Source organism: Nonomuraea antimicrobica, from assembly GCF_039536965.1.
Taxonomy (GTDB): Bacteria; Actinomycetota; Actinomycetes; order Streptosporangiales; family Streptosporangiaceae; genus Nonomuraea; species Nonomuraea antimicrobica.
Window position 1 is genome coordinate 13,596 of the sequence record NZ_BAAAZP010000218.1, and the last position, 25,351, is coordinate 38,946.

25 protein-coding genes are annotated in these 25,351 nt (G+C 71.0%); 11 read left to right on the forward strand and 14 right to left on the reverse strand.

Going from position 1 to position 25,351, the window contains the following annotated elements; genetic code table 11:
* Window positions 1–125: 125 nt before the first annotated feature.
* Complete coding sequence (gene aroA, locus ABD844_RS46725; RefSeq protein WP_344894322.1) at window positions 126–1,499, reverse strand: 3-phosphoshikimate 1-carboxyvinyltransferase; 1,374 nt, start codon at window positions 1,497–1,499, stop codon at window positions 126–128.
* 304 nt (window positions 1,500–1,803) lie between these two features.
* On the opposite strand from aroA, the gene ABD844_RS46730 reads away from it, so the two are divergent.
* On the forward strand, window positions 1,804–2,550 hold the full coding sequence (locus ABD844_RS46730; protein ID WP_344894325.1) for an SOS response-associated peptidase: 747 nt from the start codon (window positions 1,804–1,806) through the stop codon (window positions 2,548–2,550).
* Window positions 2,551–2,705: 155 nt separating this feature from the next.
* Window positions 2,706–3,038: a TraR/DksA family transcriptional regulator gene (locus ABD844_RS46735; protein ID WP_344894328.1), complete on the forward strand. Its 333-nt coding sequence runs from the start codon at window positions 2,706–2,708 to the stop codon at window positions 3,036–3,038.
* 57 nt (window positions 3,039–3,095) lie between these two features.
* Here the strand turns inward: ABD844_RS46735 and ABD844_RS46740 are convergent, their stop codons facing one another.
* Window positions 3,096–3,836 carry a class I SAM-dependent methyltransferase gene (locus tag ABD844_RS46740; protein ID WP_344894331.1) on the reverse strand — a complete coding sequence of 247 codons (741 nt, stop codon included), beginning with the start codon at window positions 3,834–3,836 and terminating at the stop codon, window positions 3,096–3,098.
* A 233-nt stretch (window positions 3,837–4,069) separates the two neighbouring features.
* Here ABD844_RS46740 and ABD844_RS46745 point away from each other — a divergent pair, with 233 nt between their 5' ends.
* The 6 genes from ABD844_RS46745 (at window position 4,070) to ABD844_RS46770 (ending at window position 10,234) form a co-directional block, all read left to right on the forward strand.
* Entirely contained in the window at window positions 4,070–4,675 is a 606-nt protein-coding gene (locus ABD844_RS46745) for a sigma-70 family RNA polymerase sigma factor (RefSeq protein WP_043624264.1), read from the forward strand.
* Window positions 4,672–4,938, forward strand: a complete 267-nt coding sequence (gene rsrA, locus ABD844_RS46750; RefSeq protein ID WP_344894334.1) for a mycothiol system anti-sigma-R factor — start codon at window positions 4,672–4,674, stop codon at window positions 4,936–4,938. Before ABD844_RS46745 ends, rsrA begins: the two co-directional genes overlap by 4 nt.
* 9 nt (window positions 4,939–4,947) lie before the next feature.
* The gene (locus ABD844_RS46755) at window positions 4,948–5,889 is read left to right on the forward strand and encodes an NAD-dependent epimerase/dehydratase family protein (protein ID WP_344894337.1); all 942 of its coding nucleotides are present in this window, start codon (window positions 4,948–4,950) and stop codon (window positions 5,887–5,889) included.
* A gap of 227 nt (window positions 5,890–6,116) precedes the next feature.
* Complete coding sequence (locus ABD844_RS46760) at window positions 6,117–7,472, forward strand: HD-GYP domain-containing protein (RefSeq protein WP_344894340.1); 1,356 nt, start codon at window positions 6,117–6,119, stop codon at window positions 7,470–7,472.
* Entirely contained in the window at window positions 7,469–8,761 is a 1,293-nt protein-coding gene (locus tag ABD844_RS46765; RefSeq protein ID WP_344894343.1) for an HD-GYP domain-containing protein, read from the forward strand. Before ABD844_RS46760 ends, ABD844_RS46765 begins: the two co-directional genes overlap by 4 nt.
* Before the next feature lie 108 nt (window positions 8,762–8,869).
* Complete coding sequence (locus ABD844_RS46770) at window positions 8,870–10,234, forward strand: acetyl-CoA carboxylase biotin carboxylase subunit (protein ID WP_344894347.1); 1,365 nt, start codon at window positions 8,870–8,872, stop codon at window positions 10,232–10,234.
* A gap of 90 nt (window positions 10,235–10,324) precedes the next feature.
* Here ABD844_RS46770 and ABD844_RS46775 read toward each other — a convergent pair whose 3' ends face one another.
* The gene (locus ABD844_RS46775; RefSeq protein WP_344894350.1) at window positions 10,325–10,705 is read right to left on the reverse strand and encodes a thioesterase family protein; all 381 of its coding nucleotides are present in this window, start codon (window positions 10,703–10,705) and stop codon (window positions 10,325–10,327) included.
* A 242-nt stretch (window positions 10,706–10,947) separates the two neighbouring features.
* Here ABD844_RS46775 and ABD844_RS46780 point away from each other — a divergent pair, with 242 nt between their 5' ends.
* On the forward strand, window positions 10,948–12,573 hold the full coding sequence (locus ABD844_RS46780) for a serine/threonine-protein kinase (RefSeq protein WP_344894353.1): 1,626 nt from the start codon (window positions 10,948–10,950) through the stop codon (window positions 12,571–12,573).
* Between the two features lie 5 nt (window positions 12,574–12,578).
* Here the strand turns inward: ABD844_RS46780 and ABD844_RS46785 are convergent, their stop codons facing one another.
* The 6 genes from ABD844_RS46785 to ABD844_RS46810 all read right to left on the reverse strand — a co-directional run bounded on the left by ABD844_RS46785 (window position 12,579) and on the right by ABD844_RS46810 (window position 18,179).
* Window positions 12,579–14,225, reverse strand: coding sequence for an acetolactate synthase (locus ABD844_RS46785; protein ID WP_344894356.1), 1,647 nt, complete (start codon window positions 14,223–14,225; stop codon window positions 12,579–12,581).
* A 40-nt stretch (window positions 14,226–14,265) separates the two neighbouring features.
* On the reverse strand, window positions 14,266–15,042 hold the full coding sequence (locus tag ABD844_RS46790) for a DUF4097 family beta strand repeat-containing protein (protein WP_344894359.1): 777 nt from the start codon (window positions 15,040–15,042) through the stop codon (window positions 14,266–14,268).
* Window positions 15,039–15,695 (reverse strand): response regulator, encoded by a 657-nt coding sequence (locus tag ABD844_RS46795; RefSeq protein ID WP_344894362.1) that lies wholly within the window; start codon window positions 15,693–15,695, stop codon window positions 15,039–15,041. The genes ABD844_RS46790 and ABD844_RS46795 overlap by 4 nt, the downstream gene beginning before the upstream one ends.
* On the reverse strand, window positions 15,686–16,846 hold the full coding sequence (locus ABD844_RS46800; protein WP_344894364.1) for a sensor histidine kinase: 1,161 nt from the start codon (window positions 16,844–16,846) through the stop codon (window positions 15,686–15,688). The genes ABD844_RS46795 and ABD844_RS46800 overlap by 10 nt, the downstream gene beginning before the upstream one ends.
* A 105-nt stretch (window positions 16,847–16,951) precedes the next feature.
* Complete coding sequence (bioD, locus tag ABD844_RS46805; RefSeq protein ID WP_344894367.1) at window positions 16,952–17,671, reverse strand: dethiobiotin synthase; 720 nt, start codon at window positions 17,669–17,671, stop codon at window positions 16,952–16,954.
* A 196-nt stretch (window positions 17,672–17,867) separates the two neighbouring features.
* Complete coding sequence (locus tag ABD844_RS46810; protein ID WP_344894369.1) at window positions 17,868–18,179, reverse strand: hypothetical protein; 312 nt, start codon at window positions 18,177–18,179, stop codon at window positions 17,868–17,870.
* Window positions 18,180–18,301: 122 nt separating this feature from the next.
* On the opposite strand from ABD844_RS46810, the gene ABD844_RS46815 reads away from it, so the two are divergent.
* On the forward strand, window positions 18,302–18,706 hold the full coding sequence (locus ABD844_RS46815; protein WP_344894372.1) for a hypothetical protein: 405 nt from the start codon (window positions 18,302–18,304) through the stop codon (window positions 18,704–18,706).
* A gap of 8 nt (window positions 18,707–18,714) precedes the next feature.
* On the opposite strand, the gene ABD844_RS46820 is transcribed toward ABD844_RS46815, so the two are convergent.
* From ABD844_RS46820 to ABD844_RS46830, 3 genes are all read right to left on the reverse strand, one after another.
* The gene (locus tag ABD844_RS46820; protein ID WP_344894375.1) at window positions 18,715–20,838 is read right to left on the reverse strand and encodes a hypothetical protein; all 2,124 of its coding nucleotides are present in this window, start codon (window positions 20,836–20,838) and stop codon (window positions 18,715–18,717) included.
* A gap of 132 nt (window positions 20,839–20,970) precedes the next feature.
* On the reverse strand, window positions 20,971–21,690 hold the full coding sequence (locus tag ABD844_RS46825; RefSeq protein ID WP_344894378.1) for a GntR family transcriptional regulator: 720 nt from the start codon (window positions 21,688–21,690) through the stop codon (window positions 20,971–20,973).
* A complete protein-coding gene (locus ABD844_RS46830) occupies window positions 21,687–21,935 on the reverse strand; it encodes a hypothetical protein (protein ID WP_344894381.1) in 249 nt (82 codons plus the stop codon). Before ABD844_RS46830 ends, ABD844_RS46825 begins: the two co-directional genes overlap by 4 nt.
* Window positions 21,936–22,228: 293 nt before the next feature.
* On the opposite strand from ABD844_RS46830, the gene ABD844_RS46835 reads away from it, so the two are divergent.
* Window positions 22,229–23,698: a histidine kinase N-terminal domain-containing protein gene (locus tag ABD844_RS46835; RefSeq protein WP_344894384.1), complete on the forward strand. Its 1,470-nt coding sequence runs from the start codon at window positions 22,229–22,231 to the stop codon at window positions 23,696–23,698.
* Between the two features lie 77 nt (window positions 23,699–23,775).
* Here the strand turns inward: ABD844_RS46835 and ABD844_RS46840 are convergent, their stop codons facing one another.
* Window positions 23,776–24,030, reverse strand: a complete 255-nt coding sequence (locus ABD844_RS46840) for a WhiB family transcriptional regulator (RefSeq protein WP_344894387.1) — start codon at window positions 24,028–24,030, stop codon at window positions 23,776–23,778.
* Between the two features lie 270 nt (window positions 24,031–24,300).
* Window positions 24,301–25,266: a diacylglycerol/lipid kinase family protein gene (locus tag ABD844_RS46845; RefSeq protein ID WP_344894390.1), complete on the reverse strand. Its 966-nt coding sequence runs from the start codon at window positions 25,264–25,266 to the stop codon at window positions 24,301–24,303.
* Window positions 25,267–25,351 lie beyond the last annotated feature (85 nt).

Sequence of the window (25,351 nt, forward strand, 5' to 3'; positions counted from 1 at the left end):
CGTGTCGCCCTTTTCCGACGTGCCCGGCGCTTTCCGGGTGAAACCAGCTCTCGCGGGCCCGAACGCGTCAGCCCAGCTCACACGGGTCGAATCGGCCCAGCTCACGCAGGTCACCGCGCCCGCCGTCATCGGGATCCCAGCATCGCCGCCCACATCTGGACGAACTCCGGCAGGGTCTTGGCGGTCGTCGCGATGTTCTCCACCTCGACGCCGGGCACCGCCAGGCCGATCACGGCTCCGGCCGTGGCCATGCGGTGGTCGTCGTAGCTGTGGAAGGTGCCGCCGTGCAGCGGGCGGGGGCGGATGAGCAGGCCGTCGTCGGTCTCCTCGACGTCGCCGCCGAGCCGGTTGATCTCGGTGGCCAGCGCGGCGAGGCGGTCGGTCTCGTGGCCGCGCAGGTGGCTCACGCCCCGGATGCGGCTCGGCGTGGAGGCCAGCGCCGCGATGGCGGCGATGGTCGGGGTCAGCTCGCCCACCTCGTGGAGGTCGGCGTCGATGCCGGTGATCTCGCCCGTGCCCGTGACCACCAGGTCGGAGACAGCCTCGGACGCGACCAAGGAGGCGGGCTCGGAGTCGGCCGGGGAGACGGCCTTGGAGTCGGCCGGGGAGACGGACTCGGAAGGCGTGGCGGCGGCGGAGGAGCGGGTGACCGTCGCGCCCATGGCGGTGAGCAGGCCGCGCAGGGCGTCGCCCGGCTGAGTGGTGCGCGCCGGCCAGGCGGGGATCGTCACCGTGCCGCCCGTCACCAGCGCCGCCGCCAGGAAGGGGGCCGCGTTGGACAGGTCGGGCTCGACCGTCAGGTCTCTGGCCGCGATCGGGCCGGGCGCGACCCGCCACACCTCCGGCTCGCCGTCGTCGACCGCGACGCCCGCGGCCCTGAGCATCTCCACGGTCATCTCGATGTGCGGCTGCGAGGGCACCGGCGGGCCCACGTGGCGGATCGTGACGCCCTTCTCGAACCGCGCCGCCGTCAGCAGCAGGCCGGAGACGAACTGCGACGAGCCCGACGCGTCGAGCGTGACCTCGCCGCCCACCGGCGGCCCGCTGATCGTGAACGGCAGGGCGTCGTTGTCGATGCGCGCCCCCAGCGAGCGCAGCGCGTCGAGGATGGGGCCCATCGGGCGCTTGCGCGCGTGCGGGTCACCGTCGAAGGAGACGGGACCGTCGGCGAGGGCGGCCATCGGCGGCACGAAACGCATGACCGTGCCCGCCAGCCCGGCGTCGATGTGCGCCCCGCCGCGGATCGGGCCGGGCGTCACCCGCCAGTCGACGCTCGCCGCGCTCTCCCGCATGGGCTCCAGCGTCGTGCCGAGCGCCCGCAGCGCCGCCACCATCAGGTCGGCGTCGCGGCTGCGCAGCGCCTGGCGCACGACCCCGGGGCCGTCGGCGAGCGCGGCGAGCAGGAGCGCGCGGTTGGTGACCGACTTGGAGCCGGGCAGGGTGACGGTGGCGGTGACCGGGGTGGTCGCCGTCGGTGCGGGCCAGTGCGGAGCGGGCATGGTCAAAGGGTACTGGCCGTGGCGGGGCGGGGGTCACAGGCTGTGGATAACAACTGGCTCACTGTCGCTCTCTGTGGATGACGGGCTCCCCCAGAGATCGGCTCCCCCAGAGATCGGCTCCTCCAGAGATCGGCTCCTCCAGAGATCGGCTCCTTCAGAGGTCCGGCTCCCTCCACGGAACAGGGCGCCCCGGCTCGGCGACACGCCGTGTCCATACGCCGTGTCCAGCGGTACGACGGGCGGGTGGCGTGGCGCGTGCCGAGGCAAACATGCGATCGAAAGCCTGGCATGGCAGTGTGGGGTCATGTGCGGTAGATACGCCTCGGCGCGCAAGAAGCACGAGTTGCTCGAGGAGTTCCAGGTCGAGCAGGACGCCGAGCCCGACAAGGAGCTCGGCGCCGACTTCAACGTCGCCCCCACCAAGAACGTCTACGCCGTGCTCAGCCGCGTTCCCAAGGAGGCCGAGCGGGCCGTGCGGCAGCTCAGGGTCGTGAAGTGGGGCCTGGTGCCGGCCTGGGCCAAGGATCCGTCGATCGGGTCGCGGCTGATCAACGCCAGGGCCGAGACGCTGGCCGAGAAGCCGTCGTTCCGCCAGGCGTTCGCCAAGCGCCGGTGCCTGCTCCCGGCCGACGGCTACTTCGAGTGGATGCCGGTCGAGGGGGAAAAGAAGAAGAAACAGCCGTACTTCATCCATCCGGCCGACGGCGGGGTCCTGGCCATGGCCGGTCTGTACGAGTTCTGGAAGGACCCGTCGCGCGACGACGACGACCCGCTCAAGTGGCTGGTCACCTGCACCGTCATCACCACCGACGCCGAGGACCAACTGGGCCGCATCCACGACAGGATGCCCATGATGATCGACCGGGAGCACTGGGCCGAGTGGCTCGACCCCAAGCTGACCGACACCTCCAGGGCCGCGGGCCTGCTGGTGCCCGCCGAGTCGGGTCGGCTCACCGCGTACGCGGTCTCGACCGACGTCAACAACGTCCGTAACAATGGCCCGGACCTCATCAAACCTCTTCAGGAAGAGGGGGAAACGGCCCTTTTCTAAAGGTGTGAGAGGCACGGCAAATGGGCATCCGGTGAGGAAAGCGATGCAACCGTTCACTCGGTGTCACCGCCATAAATGCCCCTTGATCGCGCCGGGCGGGACATCCGGGGAGTCCTGGCCGCGGGTTGCCCTCATTTACCCGGAGGTGCGGATTCGTGGATGTCACGACCGCTCGTGAGCGGCTCGAAGTAATGCTCGCCGACCTGGATCGATCGATCGGGGTCATCCAGGGCGACCCCGTCGCCGTACGCGAGCACTCGGCGGCGGACGCCGGCTCCGACCTGACGGACGCCGACCGCGCCAGGGCCATGCTGACCGTGGCCACCACCCAGCGTCAGGCGATCGTCGAGGCGATCAGACGCATCGAGGAAGGCGCGTACGGCAGGTGCGTCGACTGCGAACGCACGGTGCCGGAGGGCCGCCTGGAGGCCCGGCCCGAGGCCGCGCGCTGCGTGCAGTGCCAGGGCAAGCGGGAGCGCCGTCGCTGAGCACACACGCCGCCGGACACGAAGAACGGCGGCGCGCCACCCCCGCCCCGCGGCGGATCACCCCTTACGGGCGCTGGCCACCAGGTGGATGCCGACCGTGTCGTCGTCGTCCGGGTGGGCCTCGAGCTCGGTGCGCACCAGGTAGTTGAGCGCCCGCGCGTCGGACCCGAGCACGTGGTCGACCGTGGACGGCGACAGCACCGTACGCGGCCGCATCCACTCGACCTCCAGCCCGGCGCCCACGAGCAACTCGCGCAACTGGCCGCTGCTGAAGCAGCGCGTGATGCTGCCGTCGGGCCACGGCACCAGCATGACCTCGCCGGTCTGCCGCAGGTGCTGCCACTGCTCCTGCTCGGCCAGGATCGCCATGCCCAGCACCAGCGAGTCGACGCACACCAGGGCCCGCCCGCCCGGCCGCAGCACGCGGGCCACGTCGCTCATCGCCGACTCGGCCATCAGTTCGATCGACATCACCCGTTCCTCGGCGAGCACCGCGTCCACGCTCGCGTCGGGCAGGAAGGCCAGGTCGTCGGCGCGTACGTGCCGGACGCGGTCGGCGTCGCGCAACCGGGACTGCCCGTCGACGGTCCGGCGGAAGTCGAGCACCTCGATCACCCGGTGTCCCGCCCTGGCGGCCTGGCCGGACCACCGCCCACGGCCGCCGGAGAGGTCGAGGATCACGGAGGGTTGGCCGGGAAGCCATCGGGTGAGTTGTTCGGCGGCGACGGCGCGGTAGAAGGTCCAGTACGGCCCGAGCGTCCCTGAGCCGTTCAGTTCCTCGGCCGGAATGGGCAGCACACGCGACTCCTGGGTTCCGGGAAAAGGGCTACCAGCCGGTACGTATGACGTTCCCCGCACCGGGTCCTTCGTACCTTCTATCTTGCGGGAACAGACAAGGGCGCGGGCGTGTTGCGACGAGCATGCTCACATTGGTAGAACCCCAGCCCGTTGACAGAGCGGTCACGGGCCAGCGGGTATCCTCCCCTGAGTACGGTGTTCCGCCACAGCCGGCCACCGGTGATCTTAGGGGGGTGGGTCCGGTGCCCGCGACAGGCGCGGAGACGCTGGAGCAGCGAAGCGAGCGATTCGAGCGCGACGTCATGCCGTATCTCGAGCAGCTCTACTCCGCCGCGCTCCGGATGACCCGAAATCCCGCGGACGCGGAGGACCTGCTGCAGGAGACCTTCGCCAAGGCGTTCGCGTCGTTCCACCAGTTCCAGCAGGGCACCAACCTCAAGGCGTGGCTCTACCGGATCCTGACCAACACCTTCATCAACAGTTACCGCAAGAAGCAGCGGGAGCCGAAGCAGTCGGGCACGGAGGAGATCGAGGACTGGCAGCTCGCGCGGGCCGAGTCCCACACGTCGAGCGGCCTGAAGTCCGCCGAGGTCGAGGCACTTGAGCACCTGCCCGACGGCGACATCAAGCAGGCGCTGGCCGCCCTGCCCGAGGAGTTCAGGATCGCGGTCTATCTGGCCGACGTCGAAGGCTTCCCCTACAAGGAGATCGCCGACATCATGGGCACTCCGATCGGCACCGTGATGTCGAGGCTGCACAGGGGACGCAGGCAGCTCCGGGGCCTCCTTGAGGACTACGCCCGCGAGCGCGGCCTGGTCCCGGCGGAGGGATCGAAATGAGCTGTGGCAACCCACACGACACCGACTGTCGTGAGGTCCTCGACAAGGTCTACGCCTACCTCGACGGCGAGTTGACCGAGGGTGACGTCGCCGGCATCCGCGTGCACCTCGACGAGTGCAGCCCGTGCCTGAAGGAATACGACCTCGACAAGGCGATCAAGGCGCTGGTGCACAAGCACTGCGGCTGTGATCCGGTTCCCGCGGACCTGCGCTCGAAGGTGCTGGCTCGCATCGCGCAGGTGAGGTCGGAGCTGTCCGACTAAGATTCACCCATGCGCGTCTTGGTCACCGGGGGTGCCGGGTTCATCGGTTCGCATCTCGTCGATCGTCTGCTTGCCGATGGGCACGAGGTCGACGTGGTCGACGACCTGTCCTCGGGCAGCAGGGGCAACCTGGCGGGGGCGGTGGGCCACGACCGGTTCCGGCTGCACGTGATGGACGTCCGCGACCGGGCGCTCACCACGCTGATGAGCGACCTCCAGCCCGAGGTGGTCTGCCACCTGGCCGCGCAGATCAGCGTGCGCAGGAGCGTGGCCGACCCGGCCCACGACGCCAGGCTCAACGTCGAAGGCACCGCGGCGGTGCTGGCCGCGGCCCACGAGGGGCGCACGCGCAAGGTCGTCTTCGCCTCGTCGGTGGCCGTCTACGGCCGCCCGGCGGTGATCCCCGTGCCCGGTGACGCGGCCGGTGACCCCCGCTCGCCGTACGCCGCCTCGAAGCTGAGCGGTGAGATCTACCTGGCCACCTTCCGCGCCCTCTACGGCATCGAGTACACCACGCTGGTGCTCTCCAACGTCTACGGCCCCCGCCAGTCGCCGGAGGGCGAGGCCGGTGTGGTGGCGATCTTCACCGACGCCCTGCTCAGCGGCACGCCCACGGTCGTCTACGGCGACGGCACCCAGACCCGCGACTACGTCTACGTCGACGACGTGGTCGACGGCTTCGTCAGGGCGTGCGGGTCGGAGGGCAACGGCCGCCGCTTCAACCTCGGCACCGGCATCCAGACCACCGACCGCCGCCTGCACTCGCTGATCGCCGACGCGGCCGGGGCGCACGACAAGCCCGGTTTCGCCCCACCGCGCGCGGGAGACCTGCCGGCCATGGCGGTCGATCCGGTGCCCGCGCACGACGGGCTCCGCTGGCAGCCGCGCACCGACCTGCCGACCGGGCTGAAGAAGACCGTCGAGTGGGCGGCCGCGCGTCGCGTGAAGTAGTGGCTTGATTACGCTTTGCTTGCGATTTCCCCCTCCGCCCGTACGGCAACGTCGTCTTCTGTAGCGTGAACCCCACAAGTCGACGTGGAGGCATGTGGATGTCGAAGGTTATGGTCGCCCGGCTGCTCACGGCCATCGTGCTGATCACCCCGGTGGTCATGATGGTGATCGGTGGCGGACTGGTTCCTCCCGGGGTGTCCTGGACCTGAACACCTTAGGGGGCCGCAATGCGTGATCTGCCGTGGCCCGCAAGGGTCTATCTGGTCGCCGTGATCGGCGCGGCGGCCGCTCTCATCGTACGCAGCGTCATGGTCTCCGGCGCGCCCGTGGCCGACGAGGACCTTGACATCCTCCTGGTGCTCGCCCTGCTGTTCCTGGTGTGCGAGTCGATGCCGACGCTGCTCAACGTGGAGCAGTTCGCGGTGTCGGTCAGCTTCTCCGCCTCGCTCGCGGCCGTGGTGCTCATCGGGCCGGAGGGTGCGGCGCTGGTGGGGCTCACCGCGGTCCTGAGCGTGCGTCCGGGGTTGCCGCTGATCAAGCGGCTGTTCAACGGTGCCCAGTTCGCCATCTGCGGTTACGCGGCGGGCCGGGTCTACGAGGCGTTGCACGGCCGGGTGGGAGTTCCCGAGGTCAACGCCTTCGACGACCTCATCGGCCCCTACGCCGCCGCCACCGCGGTCTTCGTGCCGCTCAACATCGTGCTCACGCTCACCATGATCGGGCTGGCCACGCGGGTGCGGGCTGCCGAGGTGCCGATGCGGGGCATGGGGCAGTTCCTGCTCTCCTACCTGGGCTACGGGACGTTCGGGCTGCTCGTGGCGGGTCTGTGGGCCACCGTGGCGTCCATTTCGGCGGTGCTGGTGCTGCTGCCGCTGTTCGTGGCGCGCTGGGCGTTCGGCCAGTACCACGCCCAGCAGCGCTCGTACGACGCCACCATCGCCGCGCTCTGCCAGGCCGTCGAGACGAAGGACTACTACACCCGGGGGCACTGCACGCGCGTCTCGCACGCCTCCTCGATGATCGCCCAGGAGATCGGCATGCGCACCGAGCGGGTGCGGGCCATCCGCTACGCGGGCATGCTGCACGACGTCGGCAAGCTCGGCGTGCCCACCAAGGTGCTGCAGAAGGACGGGCCGCTCACCGAGGAGGAGTTCGCCGCGATCCAGCTCCATCCGATGCGCGGGCTGGAGATCGTGCGCGGGATCGGCTTCCTCGACGAGGCGTACGCCGGGATCATGCACCACCACGAGCGCCACGACGGCACCGGCTACCCGATGGGGCTGGCCGGTGACGAGATCCCCGAGTTCGCCAAGGTGATCGCGGTGGCCGACGCGTTCGACTCGATGACCTCCGACCGCTCCTACCGCGGGGCCAGGCCCGTCCCCGTGGCCGTCGACGAGCTGCGCAAGAGCGCCGGCACCCACTTCGACCCCGTGATGGTGGCGGCCTTCATCCGCGCGCTCGAGCGCGAGCCGTGGCAGCCGCCGCGCCGGGTCGACCCGCCGCCGCCCGAGGCCGCCGAGACGCCGATCAAGGACCACGACGATCCGACCATGCCCATCCAGGTAGTGACCGGGCAATGACCACCACTGAGCGCGTCAGGCGTACCGAGCGGTCGCTGAACACGGTGCTGCGCCGGCTCGACTCCGGCCAGCTCCTGCTCATCTGCGCGGCCGGGCTGGTCGCGCTGGCGGGGGTGGCGCACACGGCGGCCGTCGGGCTCGACCGGCCGGAGATCGCGGTCGGGTTCGGGGCCCTGATCGCCGTCGGTGAGCTGGCCCGGCTGACCATGCCGGGCAACAGGGAGGTCGCGCCGATCGGCGCCGCCGCCGCGCTCGGCTACACGCTGCTGCTCGACCTCAGCCAGAACCCGCTGCGGCACTCCGCGCTGCAGGTGGTGGCGGTGATCACGGTCGGCATGCTCGCAGGGGCACTCCCGCACCTGGCCGTGGGCCGCCCGCCGCGGCTCGACGCGATGGCCCGGCGGCTGCTGACCGGCGCGCTGCTCGCCTTCGCGTTCCGGCCACTGGCCGACCCTCTCTACGAGCTGACCAAGCCGCCGACCAGCACGTGGTGGCCCGCGCTCGTGGTGATGGTCACGCTGATTGCGATCACGCTGCTCATCGACGTGCTCATCGCCGCGCTGCTGCGGGCCGAGCAGGTGCGCACGGCGTTCCGGGTGGCCGTGCGTGACGAGATCAACATGGCCTTCCCGCTGGGGGCCGCCGTGGCGTCGTCGGGGGTGCTGCTCGCGCTGGCCACGCACAGCATGGACCTGGTGGCGCTGTTGGTGTTCGCCGCGCCGCTGCTGGTGACGCAGGTGGCCTTCCGCAAATACGCGGGCATCCGCGCCACCTACCTGCAGACCGTACGGGCCCTGTCGCGGGTCACCGAGGTGGGCGGCTACGTCGAGCCCGGCCACTCGCGCCGGGTCAGCCGCCTGGCCGTGGCGATCGGCAGAGAGCTGGGCATGTCGGAGCCCGAGCTGCTGGAGCTGGAGTACGCCGCGCTGATGCACGACATCGGCCAGCTCTCGCTGCGCGACCCGATCCCGGGCGGGGCGACCGTACTGACCGAGCCCGAGCAGGCCCGGCGCATCGCGGAGCTGGGCGCGGAGGTGATCAGGCAGACGGGCGTGCTCGACCGGGTGGCCGAGGTGGTCAGCCGCCAGTGCGAGCCGATCGCCGACGATCCGCCGCTGTCGAGCCGCATCATCAAGGTGGCCAACGCCTACGACGACCTGGTGGGGCCCTCGACCGATCGCGACCGGGGCGGCGCGGCGCTGGAGCGGATCCGGTTGTCGGCCGGCAGCGCGTACGATGCCCACGCGGTCGAGGCGCTGGCCCGTGTGATCGACCGCGGCCGCGTCTGAGCCCCCGCGCTTCCAGGGGTTTTTGTCTACTTCCTACAGATCGTGCTCGTCCGATCGGTGCTTCAGGGCGAAAGAGGGCAAGCCGGTGGCGGTCATAGGGTGGTCGGCGTGCTTATCGAGACGCTCGGACCCGTTCTGATCGCCAACCGGGGGGAGATCGCGCGGCGGATCATCCGTACGGTCCAGCGGCTGGGCCTGCGCGCCATAGCCGTCCACTCGGAGGCCGACGCCGCTCTGCCGTTCGTCCGCGAGGCCGACGAGGCCGTGCTGATCGGGCCCGCCGATCCCGCGCGGAGCTATCTCGACGTCGCGAAGGTGCTGGAGGCGGCGCGCGCGACGGGCGCCGGGGCGATCCATCCGGGTCACGGATTCCTCGCGGAGAACGCCGCGTTCGCCCGCGCCGTCATCGAGGCCGGGATGGTGTGGATCGGGCCGTCCCCAGAGGTCATCGGCAGGATCGGCGACAAGATCAACGCCAGGAACCTCATGGAGGCCGCCGGCGTGCCGGTCGCCCCGGGCACCCGCGAGCCGGTCACCGACCTGTCGCTGGCGCTGAAGGCCGCCGAGGGCATCGGCTACCCGGTCATGGTCAAGACCGCGGGCGGCGGCGGTGGCATCGGCATGAGCGTGGCCCACGACGACGAGGAGCTGGCCAAGGCGTACGAGCAGGCCGCCAGGGCGGCGTCCAGGTCCTCCGGCGACGCGCTCGACGGCCCCGACGTGCTGCTCGAACGCTATGTCGAGCGCGCCCGTCACGTGGAGGTGCAGATCCTCGGCCTGCCCGGTGGCCGGGTCGTGGCGCTGGGCGAGCGCGACTGCTCGGTGCAGCGCCGCCATCAGAAGGTCGTCGAGGAGTCTCCCTCGCCCGGTGTCACCGCCGAGTTGCGCGAGCGCCTGCTGGCCGCCGCGGTGCGGGCGGGTGAGGCCGTCGGCTGTCTGGGCGTGGCCACGGTGGAGTGCCTGGTCGATGTCGAGCGGCAGGAGTTCGTGTTCCTGGAGATGAGCACCGGGCTCCAGGTGGAGCATCCGGTCACCGAGCTGGTCACCGGGCTCGACCTGGTCGAGCTGCAGCTTCGCGTCGCGGCGGGGGAGAGCCCCGAGCTGCGGGCCGAGCCCAGCGGGCACGCGATCGAGTTCCGCGTCCACGCGGAGGACTCCGAGCGGTTCCTGCCCGGCCCCGGCCCGATCACGGCCTGGGACGAGCCGACCGGTGAGGGCGTACGCGTCGACTCCGGCTACGCGGCCGGCGACACCGTCACCGCGTTCTACGACCCGCTGATGGCCAAGCTCTGCGTGCACGGCTCCGACCGGGAGGAGGCCCTGGAGAAGGGCCGCAAGGCGGTCGCCGGGTTCGTCGTCGAGGGCCCCGAGAGCAATCTGCGGTTTTGCGCGGAGCTGCTGGAGAACGCCGAGTTCGTCAGCGGCGACTACGACACGGGCCTGGTCGTGCGGATGCGCGCCCCGGCCGCGTGAGGTGGTGGAGAACATGGAGATCCCCGATGATCACCGAGGACGACGGCGTGGTGGCGCGGCGCAGGGTGGCCGAGGGCGACCTGACCGCCGTCACCGGGTGGCGCGGGCGAGGAACCTGGTGCGGTCGACCACGACGCGCTCGATCGTGCCCTTGCCCACCACGGCCTGCCTGTCGTGGGCCTCGAAGGCGAACACCAGCCGCCGGCCGTCGACCTGGGTCAGCTCCACGCCCACCTGGACGTGGCTGCCGAGCGGGCTGGCCGCCAGGTGCTCGAGCTCGACCCGGGTGCCGACCGACGTCTCGCCGGGGGCGAGGTGCCGGTGCACGGCGCGTACGGTCGCCGCCTCGGCCAGCGCGAGCAGCCGGGGTGTGGCCAGCACGGGCACGTCACCGCTGCCGAGCTTCTTGGCGGTGTCGTCCATCTCGACCACGACGGAGAGCTGGGCGCGGAGCCCGGGAGCGAGCGTCATGAGATCAGCTTAAGCCGCCTGCTTGGAGCCCCTGGACTTCGCGGAAACGCGGACAAGTGTGGGCAAGAGGCCCCAGGATAGGCTTTGTACGGCTTGGGGCTTTTGAGTGGCATGTGGGACAGGTGAGTCGTACACTCTCTGAGTTCCGTGACCACTGTGTTACCTCACCGCGACAAAACTTCGCTTTGTTGGAGATCCGCGGGGTGGGAGAGGCTTCGGACATAGGGGGTAACGGGGGAATCATGGTGGCCCAAGGGACGACGCTGGCGGGGCGGTACAGGCTCGACACCCGCATCGGCGCCGGTGGCATGGGCGAGGTGTGGCGGGGCGAGGACATCGTCCTGGCCCGCACCGTCGCCGTAAAGGTGCTGCTCCCGGGCCGGATGGAGGACCCAGGGTTCGTCGCTCGCTTCCAGGGGGAGGCGCGGGCGATGGCCACGATCAACCACTCCGGCGTGGTCGACGTCTACGACTACGGCATCAGCGGCGACAACGTCTATCTGGTGATGAAGTTCGTCGACGGCGAGCCGCTCGATCGGCTGCTGGGCCGGCTCGGCCGGATCCAGCCGCAGGCGGCGATGGAGCTGATCGCGCAGGCCGCCTCGGCGTTGCAGGCCGTTCATGACCAGGGCATCGTGCACCGCGACGTCAAGCCCGGCAACCTGCTCGTCCAGCGCGACGGCACGCTCGTGCTCACCGACTTCGGCATCGCGCGCGCCGACCTGGCCAGCCGGCTCACCGACGCGGGGATGGTGCTGGGCACCGCCGCCTACTGCGCCCCCGAGCAGGCCGAAGGCGCTCCTGTGACACCCGCGGTGGACATCTATGCCCTCGGCGTCGTCGCGTACGAGTGCCTGGTGGGCCAGCGGCCGTTCGACGGCGACAGCGCGGTCACCATCGCGCTCAAGCACATCCGCGAGGCCCCGCCGCCCCTGCCGCAGGACATCCCGCAGTCGGTCCGCTCGCTGGTCGAGATCGCCCTGTCGAAAGACCCGGCCCGGCGCTACCCGAGCGCCCGCGCCATGAGCGAGGCCGCCCGCGCGATCGCCAGCGGCCAGGTTCCCGCCGCGCCCGAGCTGGCCACCGGGGCCACGATGGTGCCGCCTCCCGAGGCGTACCAGCAGCCGCCGCCCGGCCAGGAGCCCCAGCAGCACGACGCGAACCCCTACCAGACGGGCGCCAGGCTGGCCCAGGAGGACACGGCCGTGTCCGAGCGGCGCGGGAGCCGGCGCGCCGCCAAGACGCCGCGCAGGACCGGGTTGATCGCGGGCATCGCCGCGGCGGTCGTGCTCGGCGCGGGAGCCACGGCGGTGGCGCTGACGGGCATGACCACCACCACCCCGCCGGAGGTGACGTTCACGCCGGGCGGCGACTCGAAGTCCATCAGCAAGTCGCCCAAGCCGCCCAGGAAGACCACCGCCGCTCCCGAGCCCTCGGAGACGGAGGAGGCGATCCTCCCGCCCAAGCCCACGAAGACCACGTCGACGCCGGAGGAGAGCGAGGAGCAGACGGAGACGCCCTCCAGCACGCCCTCGGTCACCAAGACCCCCTCGAAGACCCCCAGCAGCACGCCGTCGCCGACGACGACGAAGGTGCGGGTGCCCAACGTGGTGGGCAGGTTGTTCCTGGACGGGCAGTCGATGGTGGAGGGCGCCGGGCTGCTGGCGGGCCTCGACGACCGCACCACCACCACCGACGGCCTGCGCTGCGGCAAGATCAAGCAGACCGTGCCCGTCGCCGGCACGGCGCTGGACAAGGGGAAGGAGGTCACGCTGGTGGTCATCGACGGGGTCTGCCCGGAGGACGGCCCGCCAACGCCCAGCCCGACCCCCTCCACCACCCCCAAGACCACCGCCAAGGCGTCGTAGGCCGCTCACACCCCCGTCGTGTTGCGGGGGTAGGCGATCTGCGGGTCGGTGGCGATGTTCACCAGGTACGGCATCCCGGAGTCGAACGCCCTGCGCAGCGCGGGCCCGATCTCCGACGGCTTGGTGACCAGCTCGCCGCCCCCGCCCAGCGCGGTCACGACCTGGTCGTAGCGGCACTGCGGTTGCAGCTCGGCGGCCACGTCGTAGCCGTACAGCATCTGCATGGGGTGCTTCTCCAGGCCCCAGATGCCGTTGTTGCCGCAGACCATGACGACCGGGAGGCGGTGGCGGACGAGGGTGTCGACGTCCATCAGCGAGAACCCGGCCGCCCCGTCGCCGAGCAGCAGCACCACCTGCGAGGACGGCCTGGCCAGGCGGGCGGCGATGGAGTAGCCCAGGCCCGTGCCGAGGCACCCGTAGGGGCCTGGGTCGAGCCAGTTGCCCGGCTGCTTCGGCTCGACGTATTTTCCCGCGTACGAGACGAAGTCGCCGCCGTCGCCGATCACCACGGCGTCGTCGGCCAGGACCTTGCCCAGCTCGCCGTACACCCGCATGGGGTGGATGGGGTCGGAGTCGGCGGTCAGCAGCTCGGCGTCGCCGGCGGTGGCCGCGGCGGCGGTCTCGGACAGCCTGGACACCCACGACGCGTACGTGTCGGGCTTGACCCCCGCCTCGGCGCAGGCGGCGCCGAGGCCCCAGAACACCACCGACAGGTCGCCGGCGGCCGAGGCGGCCGGCTGCATGTGCGTGGTGAGCTGCGAGGGCGCGTCGGCGACGTGGACGACCCTGGCCAGCGGCGCGCCGTCCTTCCCGCCGAACCAGCCGTAGCCGAGGCGGAAGTCGAGCGGCGTGCCCACCACGATCACCAGGTCGGCCTGGCCGAAGGCGAGGCCGCGGGCCCGGGTGACGAGCAGTTCGTGCCCGGACGGCAGGATGCCGCGGCCCTGGCCGTTGGGGATGACCGGCAGCCGCCAGGTCTCGGCGAAGTCGCGGGCGGCCTCCTCGGCGCGGTCCATCCACACGTCGGAGCCGTAGACCAGGACCGGGCGCTCAGCCTCGGCCAGCAGGCGGGCGATGCCCGCCAGGTCGTCGGGGTCGGGCTCCAGCGGGGAGGGCGTCTGCGTGTGCACCTCGTGCGTCGGCGACGGCGAGAACAGGTGGTCCATGTAGAAGTCGAGGAACACCGGGCCGCGGTGCGGCGCGACCGCCGTGCGGAAGGCCATCTCGACGTCCTGGCCGACCGACTCCGCGCCGGACGAGGTGAACGCCAGCTTGGTGATCGGGTCGAGCAGCGGCGGGTGGTCCATCTCCTGGAGGGCGCCGCTGCCCCAGCGCGACTGGGGCGCCCGGCCGCCCAGGACGACCACCGGCGAGCCGTTGAAGTGGGCGGTCGCGACGCCGCTGACGCCGTTGGTGATGCCGGGGCCGGCGGTCAGCACGGCCAGGCCGGGTTTCCTGGTCAGCCTGGCGGTCGCCTCGGCGGCGAAGACCGCGCTCTGCTCGTGGCGTACGTCGAGGATGCGCATGTCCTCGTGCACCGCGCCGTCGTAGAGGGGGAAGACGTGCCCTCCTGACAGCGTGAACATGGTCTCGACGCCATAGGCCTTGGACACGGCGACGGCGGCGTCACCGGCGTGCTTCGCAGACTCCATGCCGGGAACTTACCAACCAGTCACACTGGTAAACAGTTTTTCACCGGCAGCATACGGACACGGAGCCCTTGGGGGCCTCGGCGGTGATCTTCCGTGGGGCGTCCGCGTCCCTCCTGACGTCGAGGGTGATGTTGGCGGCGGACGTCGTCACGGCGTAGAGGTTGTCGGGCACGGTCAGGTCGACGTCGCCCACTGTCCGCACCACGGCCCTGACCTCGGCCGGGACGCCGGCGAACGTCAGGCTCACGTTGCCCCAGCCGACCTCCACGTCGGCCCTCCGCCCGCTGAGATTCATCCCGCGGATGCTGCCCGTCTCGGTCCTGGCCCACAGGTCGCCGGTGATGGCGCGTACGCTGACGTCACCAGAGACGGAGGTCAGCCGCACGCTGCCGAAGAGGTCGCCGACATCGAGCACGCCCCCGGACGCACTGGCCTCGAGATCGATCTCCGGCGGCACGTACACGGTGTAGTCGGCCCGGCAGAGCGGGCCCTGCGGCTGGTCGGAGCCGGAGCAGACGGCGTCGAGCCGCAGCGTCCCTGAGCGGGCGTCCCACTCCTCGGTGACCGTCGGCCGGTCCCGCGACCAGCGCAGCGCCCGGTCGATGACCAGCTCACCCGCCTTGCCGGGCAGGACGATCAGGTCGACCTGGCCCCTGCCCGTCTCGATCCGCATGTCGCCCCGGTTGAACGGGATCGACCTCATCGTGACGTCCATCGGCATTCTGGCCCCGGCGACGCCGACCCAGAGCGCCGCCGTGGACAACACCAGCGCGAACACCGTCACCACCGCGCCGGCCGCCAGCCACGCTGCTCTCACGGCAGACTCCGGATCTTGAGAAACTGCAGCACCGCCAGCACGCGCCGGTGGTCGCCCTCGGCCGGCGACAGGTCGAGCTTGGTGAAGATGTTGCCGATGTGCTTGCCCACGGCCCCCTCGCTGAGCACCAGAGCCTGCCCGATGCCGGCGTTGGAACGGCCCTCCGCCATCAGCTTGAGCACCTCGTGCTCGCGGGGCGTCAGCCGTTCCAGCGGGTCGCTGTTGCCGCGCAGCAGGAGCTGGGCCACGACCTCGGGGTCGAGCGCGGTGCCGCCCGAGGCCACCCTGCGCAGCGCGTCGACGAACTCGGCCACGTCGGCCACCCGGTCCTTGAGCAGGTAGCCGACCCCGCCGGTCGCGGCCGAGGCGAGGAGCTGGGCGGCGTAGCGCTCCTCGACGTACTGCGAGAGCACCAGCACCGCCAGCCCAGGCTGCTGGCGGCGGAGCACGAGCGCGGCCCGCAGGCCCTCGTCGGTGTGCGTGGGCGGCATGCGTACGTCCGTGATGACCAGCTCGGGCCGGTGCCGCTCGGCCGCGCGCAGCAGGCCCTCGGCGTCGTCCACCGCGGCCACCACCTCCATGTCGGCGGCGTCGAGGAGCCGGATCAGCCCTTCCCTCAGCAGCACGGAATCCTCGGCGAGCACTACTCGCACGGCAGCTCCACCTCGATCGTCGTCGGTCCGCCCAGCGGGCTGGACAGCCGCAGCGTCCCGTCCACCGAGTCGACCCGTTGCGCCAGGCCACGCAGCCCGGTACCGCCGTCCATCCTCGCACCGCCGCACCCGTCGTCGTGGACGAGCACGTGCAGGCGGTCTCGCTCGCGCCGCACGCTCACCTCGGCCTTGGTGGCCGCCGCGTGCTTGGCGATGTTGGTCAGTGCTTCGGACACGATGAAGAAGGCCACCGCCTCGATGGTCGGAGTGGTACGTCGCTCGATGTCGACGCGGAGTCTGACGGGGATGGGCGCGCGGGCCGCCACGCCGGACAGCGCGGCGTCCAAGCCCTGGTCGTTGAGCACGGCCGGATGCAGGCCACGGACGAAGTCGCGCAGCTCCTTGAGCGCCTGCTTGGCCTCCTCGTGCGCCCGCGTGATGGCCTCGCGGGCCGGCTCGGGCAGGTCGGTCAGCGTGGCCCGGGCCAGGCCCAGGTTCATGGCGAGGGAGACCAGGCGCTGCTGGGCGCCGTCGTGCAGGTCGCGCTCGATCCTGCGGCGTTCGGCGTCGGCCGCGTCGATCACGCCGGCGCGGCTCTCGGTCAGCGTCTCGATGCGCTGCCCCAGCTCGGTACGGCTCGGTTCGAGCAGGGCGCGGGCCACCGACAGGTCCAGCATCGCCATCGCGCGGGCCAGGACGGGCGCGAGCACCAGCAACGCCAGCCCCACCAGCATGAACACGGCCACGACCCGGTTGTTCCTGAGATCGAAGACGAACTCCAGCGGCGCCTCGTGGATCTTGGCCGGCAGGAACGCCAGCAGCCCCACGATCGCCCCGCCCCACGTCACCGCCACCAGGATCACGCCGACCAGGCTCACCAGCGGCGACAGCAGGTGGTAGCCGATCTGCCGCCACATGCCCGGGTCACGCCACCCGCTCGGGTCCTGCGCGGGCGGGATGCGCAGGCCCAGGAACGCCTCGAACCTGGAACGCTGCACACCGGTGAAGCGCGGCACGGCCCGCATCAGCAACCGCGGCGCGACGACCAGGACGAGCGTCAGCCCGCCGAGCAGCACGCCGACCGGCAAGCCGATCATCACGTGAGCCGTGTCGAGCCACGCCCGTCTCGACCAGGGACGGGGGACTTTCATGCCTCAACGGTATTGACCGGTGGCGGTGACGGGAAATGGGCCAGGTGTGCCGGTGCATGGTGGGGCTAGCCCCACCCCCTCGACGGGCGGCCCTGCCCGCGTTCCTCAGAGGCTGTGGTGGTCACGGAAGCCGGCGGGGTCGAAGGAGCCGCCCAGCGTGACGCCCAGCCCCAGGCGGGCCACCTCGGTGAACTCCCGGCCTCCGCCGAGGCTCCCCGCCCCCTCCGGTAGCGCTCCGGCGAGCGGGCGGGCGGCCAGCATCTCCAGATCCGCCACGCTGCCGCACTCGGCCAGGCCGGGCCTGACGGGCCAGCGCCCGATGACGATCCCGGCCAGGTCGAGCCCGCGATGGGCCAGCGCCTCCAGAGTCAGCGCCGTGTGGTTGACGGTGTCGCCGCCGGGGCGAGCCACGACGAGCACCTGGGCGCGCAGGGTGCGGGCGAGGTCGGCGACGGTGGCGCCGTCGTCGTCGTAACGGTCCAGCAGCCCGCCGGTGCCCTCCACGACCACCAGGCGGTTGCTCTCGGCCAGCTCGGAGATCAGCTCGGCGGCGCGTGCCTGGGACACGGGCGGCCTGCCGGAGGCCCTGGCGGCCGCGGCCGGCGGGAGCGGCGCGGGGAAGCGGGCCAGCTCGAACGTCGTGCTGACGCCCGCCAGCCGGATCACCTCGTCGACGTCGCCGCTCTCGCCGTCGGCCACCCCGGTCTGGGCGGGCTTCACCACGGCCACCGCCGCGCCGCGGGCCCGCGCCAGCGCCGCGAGCGCCGCCGTCACCACGGTCTTGCCCACTCCGGTGCCCGTGCCGGTGACGACGAGGATGCTCATGCTCTCAGCGTAGAAGGCGCGCCACCTCCAGACCGCGCTTGACCACGCTCGGAACGTGCCGGCCCAGGAGGCGCCTACCCGAGCCGGGAACACGTGCCCGGCCGTGTCGTCGGGTGGGCGGTGCCCGCGACCGTCGTCACCAGACGGGCGGCACCCGCGATCGGCGTGACTAGGCGGGCTGTGTCCGCGACCGGCGTCACCTGAAGCGCAGGGACTCCTCGCGCGCGACCGCCGGGGACACCTTCTCCGGAGCCCGCCGGAGCTCGTCCTCCAACTCGTCGATCACTTGCCGCGAGCGCCTCCTCAGCTCCTGTCGCTGACGGCTCAGCTCCTCGCCGAACTGCCTGGCGGCCGGCCCCACCCAGACGGCCGCGCCGGTGAACTGCTGGAAGGGCTGGTCGAGCGCACTCTCGAGCTGCGCCACCTGCCGGCGCACGTTCGCCAGGGCCTGCTGGAGGGCCCGGTGACGGGGACTGTCGACGAGCCCCTCGGGAGAGTCGTACGTCATCGGGGATTACCTATCTGCGCAATGTCCGTACGGCGGGGGCGGGGTCGGGGAATATGAGAGCTGCGAGGCGATGGGTGGAGGCGGTCCCGATGAGTTGTGCATGGCGATGGCTGGGGACGACGATGTTGCTCGCCTTGGTGGCGGGGTGCGGTGGTGGTGATCCCGGCCCCACGGCCGCCCAGGCGGGCGAAACCCTCAAGACGCACATCACGGAGCTCATTGGCGAGACCGGCCTGAAAGACGTCCAGGTCACCGACCCCGGTGGCAAGGACGTTTCCTGCGGGGAGGAAGGGGCCAAACGCACTTACGCGGTCAAGTCGACCTTCCGCGGCGAGGACACAGGGCTTATCGGGGAGATGGCTGGTGCGTTGACGCTGAATTGGGGTTACAAGGTGGACAAAGTGTTCACCCCAGAGTCGTACAAGACCATTCTCAAGCTCGCCTCCGCCCGCACGACCGTCACACTCGACATGCCGGTCATGGGCGATGTCGTGGTGAGCGGCGAGACCTCCTGCATCCCCGCGTAGCGCTCGCATCAGTCGGCTCCTGTCAGTATTCGCCGCAGGCGCGGGTCCGTGGTCGAAAGCTCCGCCTGCACCATGCCGTGCTCGCCGATGAATCTCTTGCGCGCCTCGGCGGTCACCTTCCCCAAGGTGCGGCGGTCGGCGGTGTCGTTGGTGCTGCCGTTGGATTTCAGCCACTCCAGGAACGCCTCCATCCGCTTCGGTTCCTTGCTGATCTCCGCGAACGCCCGCAGCCGCCCGTCGTCGTTCACGATGAGCGGGTCCGTCGGAGGCTTGAACCCCACCGGCGCCCCCTTCTCCGTGTAGCCCGCGTTGACCAGTGCGGACGCCATGTCGTACAGGACGGCCCTGGCCTGCGTCAGCTCCTTCTCGTTGACCGAGGGCAGGCGGGGCTCGGGCTCCAGGGCGGCTCCGAGGCCGTCCTTGACGACCCAGCTGAACACCATCCACGACGCCGCCGCCGCGCCCGCCGGCAGGCCGAAAGCGGGGGTGGACAGCAGCGCGATGTCCATGCCCTTGTCCAGGGCCAGTTCGAAGGCCTCGTGGCCGTTCCTGTCGGCCAGGTCGGCGCCGCCGCGTACGACCTTCAGCGCCGCGTACTGCATGCCCGAGACGACGCCCAGCCGGGAGAAGAGGTGCTCGACGGCGGTCTGCGGCTGTGCGCCGTCGGGCGGAGGGTGGGCGAGGCGGTGCCGGTCTAGGGCGACGCTGTGCGCGAAGAGGCGCTGGGTGAGCCCGGCCATGGCGCGGTCGAAGGGCTCCATGTGCTCGTTGGTGTCGGCGAAGGTCTGCAGGAAGCGGTAGCCGTCGCGCAGCGTCAGGCGGAAGGCGGGGGTCGTGCCGGGCAGTTCATCGTCGAACGTGCCGAACCGGCTGTCCTTGTGGGCGTCGGGTTCGAGGGTCTCGGCACCGGCCGCGAACTCGGTGACGTACGCACCGCCGACCTCCGCCAGGTGCCGCCCCATGGCATCGTGCGGGGAGAACCGCGGCGCCGCCGTGATCACGTGGAAGGCGAACCTGGCGGCGTCCTGGCTGTGGGCCCCGTCCTTCTCGTCGTACGCGCCGGAGGCCGCGGCCAGCATGCGTCCGAACGCGTCGGCGGTGCGCCTGTCACCCCCCGCGTACGCGCTCATGGCCACCAGCACGCCCCCCACAGTCGGCTTCGGAATGCCCTGGAAGACGGGGAGTGAGGGCGGGACCTGGGCCGTCCAGTCGCGTCCTGCGCCGCCCACTGCCGCGCGGGCCGCGGACGGGTTGTTGGCCAGCGCCCCGAGGAAGCGCGAGGTGGTGCCGAGGGTGATGTCCGTGGGCGGCAGCGTACGGCCGAGCATGGGCAGCACCACGTTGGCCCGCGCCACGCTCGCGAGCCATTCCGTGGGGAAGTGGCCGGTGCTGACCAGCCACGACAGCCCGTCGCGGTGCGCCTCGTCGCCGCCGCGCGCGAGGTCGTCGAGCACCTTGCCGAAGCCGGGGGTGCGCCGGGTGGCGGTGGTGGCGGCGGCGAACGCGCCGGCCAGACCGGCGAGCGCATGCTCCTTGGTGGGCGTTTCCTCGTCGACGGACAGGGACGGCGAGTCGTCGTAGAGGCGCCGGATGTCCGCGGGGAGCCCGGCGGTCCTTTCCGCGCCGACGCCGGCGAAGAAGGCGGAGGTGAAGTCGGCGTCCCCCTTGCGCGCGAGGAGCTGCGCCAGCAGGGCCCGCTGGCGCTCCTTCAGCTCCGTGGTGTGCACCTTGCCCTCGGCGTCCGCGTCGTAGCGCCGGTAGAGGCCGGCGAGCGCGGCGCCCTCGCGGCGGGACTCCTCGGGCGAGGCGTACGGCACCAGCCCCTCGTCGTACGCCACCAGCCCCGGATTCGGGGCCACCGGCCCCCAGTCGGGAACGCGTTCGCGGATCCGCTCCAGGCGTACGCGCAGTCGGGGGAGCTGCTCGCCCGTCCAGTCCTCGACCCGCCTGACCGGGGACAGCGCGGACGCGCCGAGGCCCACCCGGCCGAACTGGTCGCGGATCGCCTGGGACTGCTCGCCCATCACCGCGTGGGCGCGGGTCATGGCGGCGATGAAGCCGTCCATCAGGCCGGGATCGATCCCGGAGAGGCCGGGGTCGAGCGGACCCGTGCCGGGAGGCGTCGGCGCCATGGCGTCGCTCCCCACTGTCACACCGGTGGCGGTACGGCTAGGTGACCCCACCTTGCCACAGCGTGACGCCGGTGGTCAGCCGTAGCGCCACTCATGCGCAACGAGCCTGGCGGCCTCTTCTCCGGCGATCTGTCAGGGTCGGCGCAGGCGGGTGACGAACTTGTAGCGATCGCCCCGGTAGAGCGACTGCGCCCACTCGACGGGGTGGCCGTCGGCGTCGAAGGCGTGGCGGGTCAGCAGGAGCATGGGCAGCCCCACGTCGACCCCGAGGGCCTTGGCGTCGTAGGGGGTGGCCAGGACGGTCTCGATGATCTCCTCGGCGTCCGTCAGCCGTACGTTGTAGGCGTTGTGCAGCGTCTCGTACAGGGAGGCGTGCACCTCCAGCTCGCGGCGCAGGCGGGGGAAGCGGCGGGCGGACAGGTGGGTGGTGTCGATCGAGACGGGCTCGCCGTTGGCGAGCCTGAGCCGGTGGATGCGCAGCACGCGCCCGCCCGGGTTGATCGCCAGCCGCCGCGCCAGCGTCTCGTCGGCGGTGATGTAGCCGATCTCCAGGATCTTCGTGTCCGGCTCCAGCCCGGCCGTGCGCAGGTCGCCGATGTACGACGTGAGCTGCAGCACCTGCGCCACCTTGGGCTGCGCCACGAACGTGCCCTTGCCCTGGATGCGCAGCAGCCGCCCCTCGACCACCAGCTCGGTGAGCGCCTGCCTGACCGTGGTGCGGGAGGTCTCGAACCGTACGGCGAGCGTGCGTTCAGGAGGCAGTGCGGTGCCCGGCGTGAGGCTCTTGGTGAGCTCGAGCAGGGCCCGTTTCACGTCGTAGTACTTGGGAACGCGGGGGCTGTCGTCTGTCACGCTCTCACCTTCACTTCTGCCACGGCGGTGAAGGCGTGTCTGATCACCGCGAGATCATCGGAACCCACTTCGGCCCGAGCGGTCAACCGCGGGCCGGTGCGGCCGGCCGGCGCAGGGCCCGCGCGGGTGTGGGCACGCACGGATCCGGGCTGCTCAGGTTGATGGTGAAGGATATCCACAGCGGCGTACGCGATCGCAACCGAGGCCGGTCCGCGTGCCGTGTCGCGGAAAAGCCGCCTGGCCATGCGGATCACCTTCGGTCGGCCGCGCACCTGCCCGTCCTGGAGAGCGGGTGGTGCGGGGGTGTGACAGTTCTCACAATATGAGATTTTGGTAATTGTCCAGTTGGGTAGGCGGTTGAGCGGACACGATCGCATGTGTCTTCCCTGTGCGGCTGAGACGGTTTGCGCCCCCGTTCTTCCGGAGTTATGCCCCTTGCCGGGCGATGTCTGTCCGCCCGTCCCGTGCGTTGCCGAATGTGCTCGTCTCACTGGGAGTCGGTTTGGTTGTTGCGGGGGAAAGCACGCATGATGCACTCGTGCCGACTCTCAGCGACCTCGTAGCCCGCCACACCGCGCTCGACGAAGCGGATCTCGACTGGCTGCACTCGCTGGTCTCCGACTGGCAGCTCCTGGCCGACCTGTCGTTCGCCGACCTCATCCTGTGGGCGCCGCTGCTCGGGGAGAGCGGCTGGATCGCCATCGCCCAGATGCGCCCCACGACCGGCCCCACCGTCTACCACGACGACATCGTCGGCAGCGTCGCGGCCAAGGGCGAGCGCCACCTCATCGACACGGCGTGGAACGAGCGGCGCATCTGCCGTGAGGGCGACCCCGACTGGTCCACCGGCGTCCCGGTCAGGGAGGAGACGATCCCCGTGCGCCGGACCGTCGAGGGCGGCGAGGGGCGCTTCCTGGCGGTCATCCAGCGCTCCACGAACCTCTCCTCGGCCCGCACGCCCTCCCGCCTGGAGCTGACCTACCTGCAGAGCGCCTCCGACCTGGCGCAGATGGTGGCAGAGGGGCGCTTCCCGTTCTCGGGTGAGGAGCCGATCCTGGTCCGTTCGCCGCGCGTCGGCGACGGGCTGCTCAGGCTCGACCGTGCCGGGCGCGTCACGTACGCCTCCCCGAACGCCCTGTCCGCCTACCGCCGGCTCGGCCTGCACGCGGACCTGGTCGGCGCCGAGCTGGGCCGGGTCACCGCCACGCTGTGCTATTCGGACGAGCCGATCAACGAAGACCTCATGATCGTGGCCAGCGGGCGCGCGGCCAAGGAGACCGAGGTGGAGTCCGGCGGCACGACCGTGCAGCTCAGGGCCATCCCGCTGATCGTCGGCGGCGGCCGGATCGGCGCGCTGGTCCTCATCAGGGACGTGACCGAGCTGAGGCGGCGCGAGCGCGAGCTGATGACCAAGGACGCCACCATCCGCGAGATCCACCACCGGGTGAAGAACAATCTGCAGACCGTCGCCGCGCTGCTCAGGCTCCAGGCCAGGCGGCTGCAGGTGCCCGAGGGGCGGGAGGCGCTGGAGGAGGCGGTACGCCGCGTCGGGTCGATCGCGATCGTGCACGAGACGCTGTCTCACGCGCCGGAGGAGTTCGTGGACTTCGACGAGATCGCCGATCGGGTGAGCGCGATGGCCGGGGAGGTGTCCTCGCCCGAGGTGGCCGTCACGCCGCGGCGGGTGGGGGAGTTCGGCGTGCTGCCCTCGCTCATCGCCACGCCGCTGGCCATGGCGCTGACCGAGCTGCTGCAGAACGCGTTGCAACACGGCCGGCCCAAGCGGCTCGAAGTCGTGGTCGAGCCCGCGCACGAGCGGCTCAACGTGACCGTCTGGGACGACGGCCGCGGTCTGCCTCCCGGCTTCGACCTCGACAGTTCCACCAGTCTGGGGCTGCAGATCGTGCGTACGCTCGTGGAGGGCGAGCTGTCCGGGCGGCTCACCATCGAACCGCGCCTGGAAGGCGGCACGGAAGTGGTGCTGTCGATCCCGCTCCCCGCCGGCTGACCCTGCTGGTCGCTGGCGTCGGTCCCTGGCTTCGGTCGCTGGTGTCGGTCGGTGCTGTCTGTCGGTAGGTGAGGTGGTCAGGCGGAGGCGCGGGCGCGGGCGCGGATGCTGCGGCGCTTGAGAGCGCGGCGCTCGTCCTCGCTCAGACCGCCCCAGACGCCGGCGTCCTGACCGGACTCCAGGGCCCACTTCAGGCAGGCTTCGACGGCCGGGCAGGAACGACAGACCTGCTTGGCCTCCTCGATCTGCATGAGGGCGGGGCCGGAGTTGCCGATCGGGAAGAACAGCTCGGGGTCCACGTCACGGCAGGCAGCTCGGTGGCGCCAGTCCATGCGTCCACTCCTTAGTAGATGGGGCCTCTGGTCGGCTCCGTGCGGCTACTTTGTGAAGAGTTTCACTAACTCGCGCGAACAATTACCCGGGATCCTGTGAGGACCGGGGTCGCCCGCCGACGTCCGGAGGACCCTGGGGTTGTTAAAGGTCCTACGTTCGGACGTCAAGCTTGAGCCTGTCAGCCACGGAGAGTGCACGCAAGGGGGTTGGCGGGAAGTTTTGGCGGTTATGGATGTCGGATGCGTCACACAATGACCGAATGTAACCAGCTAGACCAGAACTTGTAACGCGTTCGGTGTAGAGCGAAATGTCACGGTTTCGCGTTCGCCCAGGTAGTCGCCGTCCAGTTGAAAGGCCACGGGGCGGTCCGCGGTGAGCGTGATCTCGGCCTCGTCGTGGAGTTGAACGAGGTGCCGGCCGGACGGAAGGGCATCACTCTCCGTGAGGATGTGGCTGATCACTCCTGAGAGTGTGATAGGGCCCATCCGGCGCAGGCCGAGGAGGTCGAGGCCGGTCTCGAAACTGGCCCACGGCGTCGGGCGTACGGGGTGCGCACCGACGTACGTCCACGGTGAGGTGTTGGAGACGATCGCCATGAACACGCCTCCGGCCGGAGGGATGCCGGGGCCGGTCACGGTCATCGGAGGATGCCGCTTGTCCGTGGCCAGATAGTGCCTCAGAGCGGTGTTCACATACCGTGTAGGGGTAGCTTTACGGCCGGTGCCTCTGAGGCCCTCCACGGCGCGTACAACCTCGGCGTCGTAACCCATCCCTGAACAGAAGGTGAAGTATCGGCTCTGCCCCTCCCAGAGGGCCTGCCCCAGGCCGACGGTTCTGCGCCGGCCCTCCCTGATGGCCTCCAGCACCTGGCCCGTCGACTCCACCGGGTCGTTGGGCAGGCCGAGCGCGCGGGCGAAGACGTTCGCGCTGCCGCCGGGGATGACGAGGAGCCCCGGACGGCCGGTGCTGGGGTCGTCTCCGAGCGGGAGGTCGGGGCCGTCGACCGGGTTCAGCAGGCCGTTGACGGTCTCGTTGATCGTGCCGTCGCCGCCGAGCACCGCCACCACGTCGAACCCCTTGGCCCGCGCGGTGGACGCCAGCGACGCCGCGTGACCCCGGTAGCGGGTCTCCTCGACGGAGAGCTCCACCGCCGCGCCGAGCGCCCGGATGAGCACGTCGCGCGTGCGGGCGTTCGTGGTCGTGGCCTTGGGATTGACCAGCAGCATTGCGCGCATAACGCCAGCGTATCCGCTCATTGTTGTCCGCCTTATCGGCCGAACGTCCTATTTCCCGCCCCGCGCACCCCGAGAGGTAGGGTAC

What these genes read in the sequence shown, in the direction of transcription:
- aroA (WP_344894322.1), bottom strand. Translation starts at nt 1,499, where the DNA reads ATGCCCGCTCCGCACTGGCCCGCACCGACGGCGACCACCCCGGTCACC.
- ABD844_RS46730 (WP_344894325.1), top strand. Translation starts at nt 1,804, where the DNA reads ATGTGCGGTAGATACGCCTCGGCGCGCAAGAAGCACGAGTTGCTCGAG.
- rsrA (WP_344894334.1), top strand. Translation starts at nt 4,672, where the DNA reads ATGAGCTGTGGCAACCCACACGACACCGACTGTCGTGAGGTCCTCGAC.
- ABD844_RS46755 (WP_344894337.1), top strand. Translation starts at nt 4,948, where the DNA reads ATGCGCGTCTTGGTCACCGGGGGTGCCGGGTTCATCGGTTCGCATCTC.
- ABD844_RS46760 (WP_344894340.1), top strand. Translation starts at nt 6,117, where the DNA reads ATGCGTGATCTGCCGTGGCCCGCAAGGGTCTATCTGGTCGCCGTGATC.
- ABD844_RS46765 (WP_344894343.1), top strand. Translation starts at nt 7,469, where the DNA reads ATGACCACCACTGAGCGCGTCAGGCGTACCGAGCGGTCGCTGAACACG.
- ABD844_RS46775 (WP_344894350.1), bottom strand. Translation starts at nt 10,705, where the DNA reads ATGACGCTCGCTCCCGGGCTCCGCGCCCAGCTCTCCGTCGTGGTCGAG.
- ABD844_RS46780 (WP_344894353.1), top strand. Translation starts at nt 10,948, where the DNA reads ATGGTGGCCCAAGGGACGACGCTGGCGGGGCGGTACAGGCTCGACACC.
- ABD844_RS46785 (WP_344894356.1), bottom strand. Translation starts at nt 14,225, where the DNA reads ATGGAGTCTGCGAAGCACGCCGGTGACGCCGCCGTCGCCGTGTCCAAG.
- ABD844_RS46800 (WP_344894364.1), bottom strand. Translation starts at nt 16,846, where the DNA reads ATGAAAGTCCCCCGTCCCTGGTCGAGACGGGCGTGGCTCGACACGGCT.
- bioD (WP_344894367.1), bottom strand. Translation starts at nt 17,671, where the DNA reads ATGAGCATCCTCGTCGTCACCGGCACGGGCACCGGAGTGGGCAAGACC.
- ABD844_RS46810 (WP_344894369.1), bottom strand. Translation starts at nt 18,179, where the DNA reads ATGACGTACGACTCTCCCGAGGGGCTCGTCGACAGTCCCCGTCACCGG.
- ABD844_RS46815 (WP_344894372.1), top strand. Translation starts at nt 18,302, where the DNA reads ATGTTGCTCGCCTTGGTGGCGGGGTGCGGTGGTGGTGATCCCGGCCCC.
- ABD844_RS46820 (WP_344894375.1), bottom strand. Translation starts at nt 20,838, where the DNA reads ATGGCGCCGACGCCTCCCGGCACGGGTCCGCTCGACCCCGGCCTCTCC.
- ABD844_RS46830 (WP_344894381.1), bottom strand. Translation starts at nt 21,935, where the DNA reads ATGGCCAGGCGGCTTTTCCGCGACACGGCACGCGGACCGGCCTCGGTT.
- ABD844_RS46840 (WP_344894387.1), bottom strand. Translation starts at nt 24,030, where the DNA reads ATGGACTGGCGCCACCGAGCTGCCTGCCGTGACGTGGACCCCGAGCTG.
- ABD844_RS46845 (WP_344894390.1), bottom strand. Translation starts at nt 25,266, where the DNA reads ATGCGCGCAATGCTGCTGGTCAATCCCAAGGCCACGACCACGAACGCC.